The sequence below is a fragment of the Novosphingobium sp. UBA6272 genome (genome assembly GCF_002440635.1).
Classification (GTDB): Bacteria; Pseudomonadota; Alphaproteobacteria; order Sphingomonadales; family Sphingomonadaceae; genus Novosphingobium.
Map to the genome: position 1 here is coordinate 12,169 of NZ_DJUW01000028.1, position 12,429 is coordinate 24,597.

The window sequence follows — 12,429 nt, forward strand, 5'->3', positions numbered from 1 at the left end:
TTCCCGAACCGGGGCCGATGGCCCGCGATCTGTCTGGAAAACAATCATCGCACCATCGGCCATCGGATGCAACCCACATCATGCGATGGAGGGACCAATGGTCTACATCTGCGCTTATTACCGCATCCGCTTTGGTCGTGTCGAACACGTCCGGGCGCACTTCCGCAGCGCTTAGCTAAGGCTTGGGCGCAGCCTTCTTTGCAACACCTGGGGGTCGCTTCGGCGGCCCCTCCTTTTGGCGCAGCTTGACGTTTTCCGGCAGCTCTGCGGGATCAACGCCGATGAACCGCTCCAGCGCCTCGCTGAACGGCATATCGAGCCCTAGCGGCTTCTCCCGCTTTTCAGTCATGCCTTGAGCATCTTGTAGGTGAGGCGTCCCGCAGTCTGCGCCAGCAGCGCGTTCACGCGGTCGCCCTCACCTATGCTGCGAAGATTGAAGCGCCATGTCATTTCGCCAAGATAGGCGTTCAGATGCTTGGGCGAAAGGAAATGATGCGTCCCGACGATCTGGCGCTTGAACAACGCCCAAACGCTCTCAATCCCGTTGGTGTGCAGGACATAGTGCCGGACATACTCGCCAACGCTGTGGTTCACCCGGTGGTGGCTGTAGTCACCTTGCAGGCCAACAAAAGCGCCATGCTCATCGGTCATGAGCGCTGCGCCGGTCTTCACGTTGTCGCGGATCACAGTCTGAATATTGCGGGCGCTTAGGTTCGGTGTGACGCCGGTCCGCAGTTCGCCGCCGCGTTCGAGCATACCCAGCACGGCAACCTTGCCTTTGCCGCCCTGCTTGCCGCCCGTGCGCTGCCACGCATGCTTGTTCTTTTCCTTGCCGCCGATGAACGTTTCATCGGCCTCAACCTCGCCGTCGAGCGGGCGATTGAACGACTGGGTTTTGATCGCGTAGCGCAGCCGGTGGGTCATGAACCAAGCGGTCTTTTGAGTGACGCCGATATCCTTGGCGAGTTGGGTGCTTGCGATGCCCTTCTTGTGCGACGTAATCAGCCAGATCGCCAGCATCCAAGACCGCAGCGGGATCTTACTGTCCTCAAAGATGGTGCCAACCTTGATCGAGAAGCGCTTCCGGCAATCGCCGCACTTGTGAGTGCGCTGGTCGGAGAAGTGATAGACCTTCACCGATTGGCAGTGCGGGCAGAACGCCCCGTTCTTCCAGCGGATCGCCGTGAAGTGGTCGATTGCGGCCTGTTCATCGGGGAGCGCGGCCATCATTTGAAGGATGGTGTCGAACTGCTGCATGGCGGGTTTCTTGCTCATGCAGCCTGATTAGCATGCCTTCCAATTTGGGTCAAGCATGTATATAAGTCTCAAAAAAAGCCCCCCGTCTTGCGACGAGGGGCGGAGGGGGCTGTTGAGGAGTGCCTGGGGCCGCTTGATAAGGGTGGGGGGCGCGGCCCTTCGGACCCTTTCGGGTCCGGCGGCTCAGGCGGCGCCGTTGCAGCTCTGAAGATCTTCAGCGCTGAGTTCGCCCTTCGGGGTGGCGAAGGTTGCAACCTTGCCAAAGGCCTTCACGACCTTGGCGCAGGTGTTGGCGGGGCGGGCACCGTCGACGGCGCCGGTGCAGGTATCGCCGGCGCAGTTCCAGACGACGCCATTGACGACCTTCTTGGCCGGAGCTTCGAGCGCTGTGCTCAGCTTGGCGGTATAGCGCGGCGCGGCGGCCTCAGCCGGCGAAACGGTGGCCGAGAAGCTGGCAACGGTGCCGAACAGGGCGAGGCCGGCAAGAACGGCGGTGCGGACGGTGCTGTGCGTGTTGGTCAAAGTCATTTTCTAAACTCCCCTTGGGTCTGGCACGCAGGGATCGAAGGGGTCCTGGGAGGGGAAGACTCGATTTGCGTTGCGAATCACTACCTATTACGATAGGTATTAAGTTGCAACTGAAAACTGTGCACCGCAGCAAAGATTTTTTTGTCGGTGGCGAAGCGAGAATCGGTTACAGCTCTCGCGGGTATGGGGAACGACTGATGGGTAAATTGCACGAACCGCTCAATGATATGCAGAACTGCGGGCTTCCCGCCGCGCTTGAGGTGATGGGCGAACGCTGGAGCTTCATGATCCTGCGCGCAGCCTTCAACGGCCTGCACCATTTTGAGGAATACCTTGGCGCGCTGGGAATCGCCCGCAACATCCTCTCGAATCGCCTCGCCCGGCTGGTCGAACACGGGATCATGAAGCGTGAGCATATGCCCGATGATCGCCGCAAGATCGAATACCGCCTGACCGAAAAGGGGCTCGACCTGCTCCCCGCCATGCTGGCGCTGCGCCAGTGGGGCGAAAAGTACGGCTGCGGCGTGCCCAACAACCCGGTGCTGTGCGACGAGCGCGACGGCTTGCCGATCGCCCCGATCGGCATCCACGCCCACGACGGCCGCGTGCTCGGCCCCAAGGAGCTCGAATGGCGCGAATCCGCCGACGTCGGCAAGGCGCGGGTGGAGTACGAGGACGAGGTGGTCAGGCCGGCGCTGAACGTGCTGCGGTGAGCGGAAGAGCTACACTTTCTTCCACCGTCATCCTGAACTCGTTTCAGGACCCATTTCGCCACCAAATCTGGAGTGCTGTGTAGCAACCGGCCTCTCGGTCTAGCTTATGAACTGACACATTGGGCCTGGTGGCACGATGGGCCCTGAAACAAGTTCAGGGTGACGATTTTGCTTTTTTGGCTCGGACTATGAGCCCTTTACAGGACGCTTGATTCGTTGGCAGTCTGCGGCAATGAAGTCGTCACCAATCTTGATCGTACTTTTGTTGCTGTTGGGCTGCGATCACGCTAAACCAAATCCCGTGCCCATCAAGGACCGCTTGGACGTAGCGGCAGTCAATGAAACCACTTGGCAAGATGTTGTCGCCTTGGAGTGCAAACCGGCTCGTTTGGATGCTTGTGGTGCAGATGGTTGCAAAATGAGTGAGCCGGTCGTTACCGTTCGTTGGGAACCAAAGGGAGTCTACCAACGATGCGATTTAAAAGGGTGCGACAGCTATCAGCCTGAGGTGTCTTATTCAGGAATATGGACCGAGATTTCTTTGCCGAAGCATGGGCTGCTAATGAAAGTATCGGCCGAAGGCGAATATATTGAAATTGCAACGATAAACGACACTGCGCTCGTCTATCGCGGCCAATGCACACGGCTGAAAATGCGATGACAATCTAGCTTCAATTACGTCAATCGCTTGAGCCCTCAAGCCCTAGGCGCCACCCGCCGATAGCTCAGCGCCTCGGCCACGTGGATCCGCCCCACCCCTTCGCTCCCCGCCAGATCGGCGATGGTCCGCGCGACGCGCAGCATCCGAGTATAGCCGCGCGCCGATAGCCGCATGGCTTCGGCTGCCTGCAGCAGCAGCTTGCGGCCCGGTTCGTCCGGAGTGCCGTGCTGTTCCAGCAGATCGCCATCGAGCTCGGCATTGCTGCGCCGCCCCGTCCCCGCCATCCGCGCGGTCTGGACGGCGCGCGCGGCTGCGACCCTCGCGGCGACCTGGGCGCTGCCTTCGGCCGGAGGCGGCAGGGCGAGGTCGGCGGCGCTGACCGGGTCAACCTCGACATGCAGGTCGATCCGGTCGAGCATCGGGCCGGAGACCTTGCTTTGGTAATCGGCCGCGCAACGCGGCGCGCGGGAACAGCCGAGCGCCGGATCGCCGAGGTGCCCGCAGCGACACGGGTTCATTGCCGCGATCAGCTGGACCCGTGCAGGGAAGGTGACGTGGGCATTGGCCCGGGCGACATCGACCACGCCTGTCTCGAGCGGCTGGCGCAGCGAATCGAGCACCGCGCGCTGGAATTCGGGCAGTTCATCCAGGAACAGCACGCCAAGGTGCGCCAGGCTGACCTCGCCCGGCCGCACCCGCAGTCCGCCGCCGGTCAGCGCCGCCATCGAGGCCGAATGGTGTGGTGAGCGGAACGGCCGGGTTCGGCTGATCCGCCCTTCCTCCAGCGTGCCCGCGACCGAGGCAACCATCGACACCTCCAGCGCCTCGGCCGGAGTCAGCGGCGGGAGGATCCCTGGCAGGCACGAGGCCAGCAGGCTCTTTCCCGCCCCCGGCGGCCCGATCATCAGCAGATTGTGCCCGCCGGCGGCGGCGATTTCGAGGGCGCGCTTGGCGGTCTCCTGCCCCTTGACCTGCTTGAGGTCGGGCCCGTGGCCCGGCTCCTCCGCCTCACCCGGCTTGGGCTGCGGCAATTGCTGGGTGCCCTTGAGGTGATTGAGCAGGCTGACCAGGTTCGGCGCCGGGACCACGGCCACGCCGTTCGCCCAGGCTGCTTCGCTGCCTTGCACCGCCGGGCAGATCAGGGTCAGGTCCTGCGCGCTGGCATGCAGCGCGGCGAGCAGCACCCCCGGCGAAGCGACGATCCGTCCATCGAGCGCCAGTTCCCCCACCGCGACGTAATCGCCAAGCTGCTCGGCATCGGTCACTCCCATCGCCGCGAGCAGCGCCAGCGCGATCGGCAAGTCATAATGCGAGCCTTCCTTGGGCAGGTCGGCAGGGGAAAGGTTGATGGTGATCCGCTTGGGCGGAAGCGACAGCCCCATCGCGCTCAGCGCCGAATGGACCCGTTCCTTGCTTTCGTTGATCGCCTTGTCAGGCAGGCCGACCAGATTGAAGCGCGGCATGCCGGGCGCGATCTGGCACTGTACTTCGACAGATCTTGCCTCCAGCCCCAAATAGGCAACCGTCTGAACCAGCGCGACCAAGTAAATCTCCACGCTCTTAAGTGCGAATACTTGGGTGATGCCGCCTGGCGCAGCGCTTGTCGAGCCGATAGAACCAAATTGGCGTTAACCCCTATTTAACCTGCTGCCTTGGCAAGGCGGTAAGGGGCGCAGGCCGAATAGGGTCGCATGCGCCGCTTGATCATCCTGCTGCTTTCGCTTCTCGCCCTGGCCCAGCCGGCCACGGCGCGCGAACGCGTGGTGATCGAGGAAACGGTCGAGGTCACCGAATATGTCGACGAGGGCGGCTCGGAACGCGCCGTTGGCGTTGCGCCGGTGGCGATTCCCAAGGGGATCGCGCGGTTCGGCCCGTTCGTGGTGCTCGACGGGACCCGCGCGGCAATGGTCGACGTGACCGACAGCGCCAGCCCGGCCCAGTTCGCGGCGATGGTCAAGGCCTATCCCGGGATCGCCCGGATCGAGATGATCGACGTCCCCGGCACCGAGGACGACCGCGCCAACCTGAAGCTGGGGCGGATGATCCGCGCCCGGGGGATGACCACCTATGTCCCGGCCGGCGGCTCGGTCCGCTCGGGCGGGGTTGAACTGTTTCTGGCCGGTGAGCGGCGGATTGCCGAGCCCGGCGCCGAGTTCGCGGTCCATGCCTGGGTCGACGAAGACGGCCGCGAGGCGACCGACTATTCCGCTGATGCCCCGGAGAATCGCGCTTACCTGGATTACTACCGGGAAATGGGCCTGCCCGATCCCCAAGCCCGCGCGTTTTACGCGATGACCAATTCGGTGCCGTTCTCCGATGCCAAGTGGCTGACCGCCGCAGACATGCGCCAATGGGTGGCTCTTGATTGAGTGCGGACAGGGCCTCCACCCTGTCCTTTGCAACGCCCGCCCGCTCCCCCTGCCCAACCACCCGTTAAAGGTTGCCCTGTGGGTGGTTGGGCCGGGGGAGCGGGCCGGCGTTGCAAGCCAATCGCGGAGGCGATTGGCGCACCAAACAAGGGACTCATCTATTGACTCATACCGGCACCCCTTGTAACGGCGCGCCTCTGATCCGGGCTTTGCCCCGCACACAAACAGATTTCTGAGGTTTTGAAATGAAGCGTACCTTCCAGCCCAGCCGCCTTGTCCGCGCCCGCCGTCACGGCTTCCGCGCCCGCACGGCTACCGTTGGTGGCCGCAAGGTGCTTCGTGCCCGCCGCGCCCGCGGCCGCAAGAAGCTCTCCGCCTGAGCGAAAGCCAGACGATGTCGGTCCTGACCAAAAGGGCCGATTTCCTAGCAGCAAACCGGGGCTTGCGGATCGCACGTCCCGGTTTTGTGTTGCTGGCCCGGCCCAACGGGCTGGATGAGATGCGCTGGGGCATCACCGTTACCAAGAAGATCGGCAACGCGGTGGTCCGCAACCGGATGAAGCGCCGGTTCCGCGCGCTGCTGCGCGAACTGCTGCCGCAAGCCGGCCTGCCGGCACACGATCACGTACTGATCGGCCGCGAAGGCGGGGTGGAGCGCGATTTCGCCAAGCTGCGCGAGGAACTGGCCATGGCCTTGTCCCGCGCCGCCGAGGGCAAGGGCGATCCGCCGAGGAAGAGAAAATGAATTCACGCAGAGGCGCAGAGATCAAGGAGAGGCGTAGACGAGTGGCTCTTGCGGCGAAGCCGCTTGCAATTCGTACTGCTGCGTTTGGCGCGGCGCAGGGATTAAGAGCGGCTTCGCCGCAGGCACAGCATCTCCGTGACTCCACTTCTTCTCTGCGCCTCTGCGTGAACGATCAAAGATGAAACGCCTGCTGATCCTGATTGCGCGGGGCTGGCAACTCGGTCCATCGCGGGTCCTTCCGCCTACCTGCCGCTATGCCCCGTCGTGCTCGCAGTATGCGATCGAGGCGCTCGACAAGCATGGCACGATTAAGGGTGGCTGGTTGGCCCTGAAGCGTATATTGCGCTGCCACCCATGGGGTGGGCATGGTTATGACCCGGTGCCTTGATCGGCACCGAACCCACCCCATCTGACCTAGAACGATTTTCCAAGCAGGGGCCCCCAGTGGACAACCAGAATTACCGCAACATGATCCTGGCCGGGATCCTGACCGTGACGATCCTGCTCGGCTGGGACCAGGCGATGCGGTATTTCTACCCCAACGCACACGCGCCCAAGCCGGCCGCAACCGCCAGTGCCGCCCCAACCCCGGCGGCCAGCGACGCAGTCAAGAAAACCCGCGAGGGCGGGCTGACCAATCCGGCCGACATTGCGCTGGAAGCAAAGGACATCAAGACCGCGCTGGCCAGCCCGGCCCGGGTCAGGATCGAAGCCCCCGGCCTGTCGGGTTCGATCAATCTGGTCGGCGGGATGCTCGATGACCTGTCGGCCAACCGCCATACCGCCACGCTTGACGCGGCGCAGGGCGCGCAGCGGATCTATTCCCCCGCCGGCACTCCGGCCCAGCAATTCGCGCAGTTCGGCTGGACCATGGGCGACGGCGTCCCGGCTATCGCCCTGCCCAACGCGCAGACGGTCTGGACCGCTCCCGCCGGAGCCAAGCTGACCCCGCAAAGCCCGGTCACGATCAGCTGGAACAATGGCAGCGGACAGACCTTTACCCTGACCTATGCGATCGACGCCGACTACATGCTGACCGTCACCCAGGGGATCAGCAACGCCGGCCCCGCGCCGGTTGCAGTCAAGCCGGTCGCGCAGCTCAACCGCACCGACAAGACCGCTGCGGTCGACAGCTTCAATGTCCACGCCGGACCGTTCGGCGCATTCGATGAAACCGTCTCGTTCGGGCCCGACTACAAGGACCTGGCGGAAGCCAACACGGTAACCAACCAGGGCAACCCCAACTGGATCGGGTTCACCGACATCTACTGGATGAGCACGCTGATCCCGGAAAAGGCCGGCGCGACCAGCGATTTCCGCAGCCTGGGGGGCGGGATCTTCCTGGCCAACCTGTTCTATCCGCAGGTCGCGATCGCACCGGGCCAGCAGAGCAGCCGCGTGACCAAGCTGTTTGCCGGTGCCAAGGAAACCGAAGTCCTCGATCGTTATGAGGCGGCGGGCATTCCGAACTTCGGCCTGGCGATCGACTGGGGCTGGTTCCGCTGGTTCGAAAAGCCCATCTTCTGGCTGCTCAAGAGCCTGTTCGACGCGGTCGGCAATTTCGGCGTGGCGATCATGCTGCTGACCGTAATCGTCAAGGGGATCATGTTCCCGGTATCGCAGAAGCAGTTTGCCAGCATGGCGGCGATGAAGGCGATCCAGCCGAAGATGAAGGCGCTGCAGGATCGCTACAAGGACGACAAGCAGAAGCAGCAGCAGGAAATCATGGCGCTGTACAAGCAGGAAGGCGTCAACCCGCTGGCGGGCTGTCTGCCAATCTTCCTGCAGATCCCGGTGTTCTTCGCGCTCTACAAGACCCTGATCGTCTCGGTCGAAATGCGCCACCAGCCGTTCGCGCTGTGGATCAAGGACCTGTCCGCACCCGATCCGCTGCACATCCTCAACCTGTTCGGTTTGCTGCCGTTCGACGTGCCCAGCTTCCTCGGCATCGGCGTGCTCGCGCTGCTGCTCGGCATCACCATGTGGCTGCAGTTCAAGCTTAACCCGGCGCAGATGGATCCTGTCCAGCAGCAGGTCTTCGCGATCATGCCGTGGATGATGATGTTCGTCATGGCACCCTTCGCAGCCGGGCTGCTGCTTTACTGGATCACCAACAACCTGCTGACCATCGCCCAGCAGGCCTACCTCTATTCTAAGCATCCGGCCCTGAAAGTGCAGGCCGATAAGGATGCCGAGGATGCCAAACGGGCCCAGGCCCGCGGCAAGTGACCGGTGACTGACGAACCAGACCTGACCGAGTCGGCGCGCAAGCTTTTCGCAGGGCGCGTCGAGTTCCTGCTCAGCGCCCCGGCGCTGAAGTTCCTGCCCGAGCCGGACGCGCCCGAGATTGCCTTCGCCGGGCGATCAAACGTGGGCAAGAGCAGCCTGCTCAACGCGATCACCGGGCGCAAGTCGATCGCCCGCGCCTCGGTCACGCCGGGGCGGACGCAGGAGCTCAACTTCTTCGAGGTGGGCGAGCCGACCCGGCTGCGGCTGGTCGACATGCCGGGCTATGGTTATGCCAAGGCCCCGCTCAAGGTGGTCGAGAACTGGCGCCGCCTGATCCGCGATTTCCTGCGCGGGCGGGTGGTGCTCAAGCGCACCCTGGTGCTGATCGACAGCCGCCACGGGGTGAAAGACGTCGACCGCGAGATGCTCAAGATGCTCGACGAAGCCGCGGTCGGTTACCGGCTGGTGCTGACCAAGGCCGACAAGATCAAGGCCAGCGAACTGGAGGCGGTTCTGGCCGCGACCCAGGTCGAGGCGCGCAAGCACTCAGCGGCCTATCCGGTGGTCCACGTCACCTCGGCCGAAAAGGGCATGGGGATTGCCGAACTGCGCGCGGCGGTGCTGGAGGATGCGGCGGTTTAGGCCTCGTTGGCAAATTTCCAAGTGAATGGATGACCGCTCCATGCGGTTTCACTTGCAGTTGGGAATGGCCACTAAGTCGGGGAAAGCGGACCCACGTCTCAACAAATAACTCCGTCGCCCCGTGCTTGACACGGGGCTTGGATTTCCTTGCGGCATCGCGTTTGACATGGGGTGCAAATGGAAAAGGGCGGCTGGGTCTACATCATGTCGAACCGCTATCGGGGCGGGACCTATGTGGGCGTCACCTCCGATCTGATCCGGCGCGTGTGGCATCACCGCGAAGGCACAGGATCGATTCATGTCGCGGACTTCAACAAAAAGCGGCTGGTCTATGCCGAGCGCCACGCGGAGATCGAGCCCGCGATCGCGCGCGAGAAGTTGGTCAAGAAATGGCGCCGTGAATGGAAATTCGCGCTGATCGAAAAGGAAAACCCGGACTGGCTGGATTTGTGGGACCTGTGGTATCCGAACGAGGTAGCGTCGGAAGGTGACGCCGAAAGCTAGCCAAGCCCCGTGTCAAGCACGGGGCGACGTGAATGTTTGAGTGCGGTTGGCTACCGCTCATCTGTCCTAGTTATGATGTCCGCATTTCACACACTTGCCTTCGCCTTGCCCGCTAATCAGCCATCGCAATGGTCGTTCGAGGTAAATACCCTTGCATTGCTCGCATAAAATGAAGCGTGAGAGCAGACCCATGGTAATCATACTTCCGTATATCAAATAATGGTTTAGCGAGAGGAAGCCTGCAAGCGACACCAGTATGGCGATAATGCCGAGTGGCCTGATCTGTTTGGCTCGTTCGAATCTGCTCACACCTCGGCCCTTACTCTACTGCTGATCGCCGCCTACTTAGCAAACAATTGCCCCAGATCGGCGAAGGCCTTCATCTCGATTGCGTTGCCGCTGGGGTCGCGGAAGAACATCGTGGCCTGTTCGCCGGCCTGGCCCTTGAAGCGCACGTAGGGTTCGATCTCGAACTTGGTGCCCGCGGCCCTGAGCCGCGCGGCCAGCGCCTTCCAGTCCGCCATCTCCAGCTCCAGGACGATCCCAAAGTGCGGCACCGGTACGCCATGGCCGTCGACCGGATTGTTTCCGGCATCGTCGGCGCGCTGACCGGTGCAATGGGCGACGATCTGGTGGCCGTAGAAATCGAAATCGATCCAGCTATCGGACGAGCGCCCTTCGCTGCAGCCGATCACCCCGCCCCAGAAGGCGCGCGCCGCGGCAAGATCGTGGACCGGAAAGGCGAGGTGGAAGGGGCGCAGGCTCATGGTTGTTCAGACTCGACAGAATTTTGATGAACGGCTAGCCGCTAGCGCATGAAGCTGATCATCGGCAACAAGAACTATTCCAGCTGGTCGCTGCGCGGCTGGCTGGCCTGCAAACAGTCCGGCCTCGCCTTCGAGGAGATCACCGTCCCGCTCTATGGCGAGGACTGGGATGCCCGCAAGAAGCAGACCGAGGGGATCGAGCCCAGTTCGGGCAAGGTTCCGGTGCTATGGGACGGCGATGCCGTAGCCTGGGACAGCGTGGCGATTATCGAATATCTGGCCGACAAGGTAGGACGTGAGCGCTTCTGGCCCAAAGCCGATGATGCCCGCGCCTTTGCCCGCTCGATGGTCGCGGAAATGCACAGCTCGTACCAGGCGCTGCGCAGCGAATGCCCGATGAACGTACGCCGCCGGGTCGAGGATTGGGAAATCAGCGAGGCCGCGCGCAGCGACGTGGTCCGGATCCTGACGCTTTGGGCCGAGGCCCGCGCCCGTTTCGGCAAAGGCGGCCCTTACCTGTTCGGCACTTTCAGCGCTGCCGACATCATCTATGCGCCCGTAGTCAGCCGCTTCATCACCTATGGCATTGGCGTTCCGGGCTTTGCGGTCGCCTATATGGAAGCGATCTGGACTCACGAATGGATGCAGGTCTGGATCGACGCGGCCGAGGCAGAGGAATGGGTGATCGAGCAGTGGGAAGAGCCCAGGGGAGCGAAATGATCCGCCGCTTCATCCTGGTCCTCGCAGCGCTTTCGGCGCTGTGGTCCCTTCCCGTGCGGGCCTGGGGCGAATACGGTCACCGCACAACGGCGGCGATTGCTTTGGCCAACATCAAGCCGCAGACCCGCCAACGGATCGCACTGCTGATGCAGGCCGAGCGCGGACTAGGCACGGCGACCTGCCGGGTCCGCAGCCTGGGCGATGCCGCTGTCTGGCCCGATTGCATCCGCCGCGACGGTTGGCGCTGGGGCTATTCATTCCCCTGGCATTACCAGACCGAGCCGGTCTGCAAGCCTTATGATCCAAAGGCCAATTGCGCCAACGGGAACTGCGTTTCCGCGCAAATCGAGCGCAACCGCCGAATTTTGACCGACCGCAGTCTTCCCGCGGCCCAGCGGCTTGAGGCACTGGCCTTCCTTGCCCATTTCATCGGCGATATCCACATGCCGCTGCATTCGGGCGACAACAACGATCAGGGCGGCAACGCGATCAAGGCGATGTACGGCGATGCCCCGGTCTACAACCTCCATGCGCTATGGGACGGGGCCCAGGCGGAACGGGCAATCAGTTCTGCGGTGCCGCCGCTGGTCCGGCGCTATCCGGCGGCAGACCTTGCCGCGCTAGGTAGCGGAACACCCGCCATCTGGGGTGAGGAAAGCTGGCGGCTGGCGCGGCAGGTCTATACCCGCGCCTTTGGGTTCGATCCCTGCCAGGGCACGCCGGCACCAACTGTGGTGATCTGGACGAACCAGACGATCGAGGCGACCTTGCCCGATGCGCGGCTGCGCCTGACCCAGGCCGGGCTGCGCCTTGCCCGGGTATTGGACGAGGCGTTGGGCGGCTAAAACTCGCTCCCGTCCTTGCGCTTCTGGCGCCCTTCCGCAGCGAACAGGTGCATGTCGATATCGGGATAGTGGCAGTCGGTTTCCGATGGACGCCCGATCGCGACGAAGGTGCACGGCGCGTCCGACCGGTTGATCAGGAGGTGACCGTTGCCATCATTTTTGGGGAAGGCCGCGACATCGCCCGCCAGCATCACGGTTTCGCCGCTGTCATCGACCAGCACCGCCTCGCCGCTCAGTATCACCACCAGCTCATCCTCGCCTTCGTGCCAGTGGCGCTGGCTGGACCAGGCACCGGGCTGGAGAACCACATGGCTCGCGCCGAAATCGCTCAGGCCAGCAGCCGGAGCCAGCCGGCGATACCAGCGGCCCTGAACGACATCAGCATATTGCGGAGGATAGCCGGTGGCGTTGGTCCGCGGGATCGCGTCGAGATCGAGTTTGGGCATGGC

17 protein-coding genes are annotated in these 12,429 nt (G+C 63.1%); 11 read left to right on the top strand and 6 right to left on the bottom strand.

Annotated elements, in window-relative coordinates:
• Positions 1-175: 175 nt before the first annotated feature.
• From B2V17_RS13015 to B2V17_RS13025, 3 genes are all read right to left on the bottom strand, one after another.
• Positions 176-349 carry a hypothetical protein gene (locus B2V17_RS13015; RefSeq protein ID WP_292998368.1) on the bottom strand — a complete coding sequence of 58 codons (174 nt, stop codon included), beginning with the start codon at positions 347-349 and terminating at the stop codon, positions 176-178.
• Positions 346-1,275, bottom strand: coding sequence for an IS1595 family transposase (locus B2V17_RS13020; RefSeq protein ID WP_292998370.1), 930 nt, complete (start codon positions 1,273-1,275; stop codon positions 346-348). Before B2V17_RS13020 ends, B2V17_RS13015 begins: the two co-directional genes overlap by 4 nt.
• Before the next feature lie 165 nt (positions 1,276-1,440).
• On the bottom strand, positions 1,441-1,785 hold the full coding sequence (locus B2V17_RS13025; RefSeq protein WP_292998372.1) for a CC_3452 family protein: 345 nt from the start codon (positions 1,783-1,785) through the stop codon (positions 1,441-1,443).
• Positions 1,786-1,982: 197 nt separating this feature from the next.
• Between B2V17_RS13025 and B2V17_RS13030 the strand changes: the two genes are divergently transcribed.
• Positions 1,983-2,498, top strand: a complete 516-nt coding sequence (locus B2V17_RS13030) for a winged helix-turn-helix transcriptional regulator (protein ID WP_292998374.1) — start codon at positions 1,983-1,985, stop codon at positions 2,496-2,498.
• A gap of 232 nt (positions 2,499-2,730) precedes the next feature.
• Complete coding sequence (locus B2V17_RS13035) at positions 2,731-3,159, top strand: hypothetical protein (RefSeq protein ID WP_292998376.1); 429 nt, start codon at positions 2,731-2,733, stop codon at positions 3,157-3,159.
• A 35-nt stretch (positions 3,160-3,194) separates the two neighbouring features.
• Here the strand turns inward: B2V17_RS13035 and B2V17_RS13040 are convergent, their stop codons facing one another.
• Positions 3,195-4,703 (bottom strand): YifB family Mg chelatase-like AAA ATPase, encoded by a 1,509-nt coding sequence (locus tag B2V17_RS13040; protein ID WP_292998749.1) that lies wholly within the window; start codon positions 4,701-4,703, stop codon positions 3,195-3,197.
• Between the two features lie 147 nt (positions 4,704-4,850).
• Here B2V17_RS13040 and B2V17_RS13045 point away from each other — a divergent pair, with 147 nt between their 5' ends.
• The 7 genes from B2V17_RS13045 to B2V17_RS13075 all read left to right on the top strand — a co-directional run bounded on the left by B2V17_RS13045 (position 4,851) and on the right by B2V17_RS13075 (position 9,648).
• Positions 4,851-5,528: an alpha/beta hydrolase gene (locus B2V17_RS13045; RefSeq protein ID WP_292998378.1), complete on the top strand. Its 678-nt coding sequence runs from the start codon at positions 4,851-4,853 to the stop codon at positions 5,526-5,528.
• Between the two features lie 245 nt (positions 5,529-5,773).
• Positions 5,774-5,908: a 50S ribosomal protein L34 gene (gene rpmH, locus B2V17_RS13050; RefSeq protein ID WP_039388288.1), complete on the top strand. Its 135-nt coding sequence runs from the start codon at positions 5,774-5,776 to the stop codon at positions 5,906-5,908.
• A gap of 14 nt (positions 5,909-5,922) precedes the next feature.
• On the top strand, positions 5,923-6,273 hold the full coding sequence (gene rnpA, locus B2V17_RS13055) for a ribonuclease P protein component (RefSeq protein WP_292998380.1): 351 nt from the start codon (positions 5,923-5,925) through the stop codon (positions 6,271-6,273).
• Positions 6,274-6,451: 178 nt separating this feature from the next.
• Positions 6,452-6,661 carry a membrane protein insertion efficiency factor YidD gene (yidD, locus tag B2V17_RS13060; protein ID WP_292998382.1) on the top strand — a complete coding sequence of 70 codons (210 nt, stop codon included), beginning with the start codon at positions 6,452-6,454 and terminating at the stop codon, positions 6,659-6,661.
• A gap of 56 nt (positions 6,662-6,717) precedes the next feature.
• The gene (yidC, locus tag B2V17_RS13065; protein ID WP_292998384.1) at positions 6,718-8,502 is read left to right on the top strand and encodes a membrane protein insertase YidC; all 1,785 of its coding nucleotides are present in this window, start codon (positions 6,718-6,720) and stop codon (positions 8,500-8,502) included.
• Between the two features lie 3 nt (positions 8,503-8,505).
• The gene (gene yihA, locus B2V17_RS13070; protein ID WP_292998386.1) at positions 8,506-9,144 is read left to right on the top strand and encodes a ribosome biogenesis GTP-binding protein YihA/YsxC; all 639 of its coding nucleotides are present in this window, start codon (positions 8,506-8,508) and stop codon (positions 9,142-9,144) included.
• A 177-nt stretch (positions 9,145-9,321) separates the two neighbouring features.
• Positions 9,322-9,648 (top strand): GIY-YIG nuclease family protein, encoded by a 327-nt coding sequence (locus B2V17_RS13075; protein ID WP_292998388.1) that lies wholly within the window; start codon positions 9,322-9,324, stop codon positions 9,646-9,648.
• 341 nt (positions 9,649-9,989) lie between these two features.
• Here B2V17_RS13075 and B2V17_RS13080 read toward each other — a convergent pair whose 3' ends face one another.
• Positions 9,990-10,415, bottom strand: a complete 426-nt coding sequence (locus B2V17_RS13080) for a VOC family protein (protein ID WP_292998390.1) — start codon at positions 10,413-10,415, stop codon at positions 9,990-9,992.
• 48 nt (positions 10,416-10,463) lie between these two features.
• On the opposite strand from B2V17_RS13080, the gene B2V17_RS13085 reads away from it, so the two are divergent.
• Together B2V17_RS13085 and B2V17_RS13090 are read left to right on the top strand one after the other, a co-directional pair.
• On the top strand, positions 10,464-11,135 hold the full coding sequence (locus B2V17_RS13085) for a glutathione S-transferase family protein (protein ID WP_292998392.1): 672 nt from the start codon (positions 10,464-10,466) through the stop codon (positions 11,133-11,135).
• The gene (locus B2V17_RS13090; RefSeq protein ID WP_292998394.1) at positions 11,132-11,980 is read left to right on the top strand and encodes a S1/P1 nuclease; all 849 of its coding nucleotides are present in this window, start codon (positions 11,132-11,134) and stop codon (positions 11,978-11,980) included. The genes B2V17_RS13085 and B2V17_RS13090 overlap by 4 nt, the downstream gene beginning before the upstream one ends.
• Here the strand turns inward: B2V17_RS13090 and B2V17_RS13095 are convergent.
• Positions 11,977-12,426 carry a cupin domain-containing protein gene (locus B2V17_RS13095; protein ID WP_292998396.1) on the bottom strand — a complete coding sequence of 150 codons (450 nt, stop codon included), beginning with the start codon at positions 12,424-12,426 and terminating at the stop codon, positions 11,977-11,979. The genes B2V17_RS13090 and B2V17_RS13095 overlap by 4 nt on opposite strands.
• Positions 12,427-12,429 lie beyond the last annotated feature (3 nt).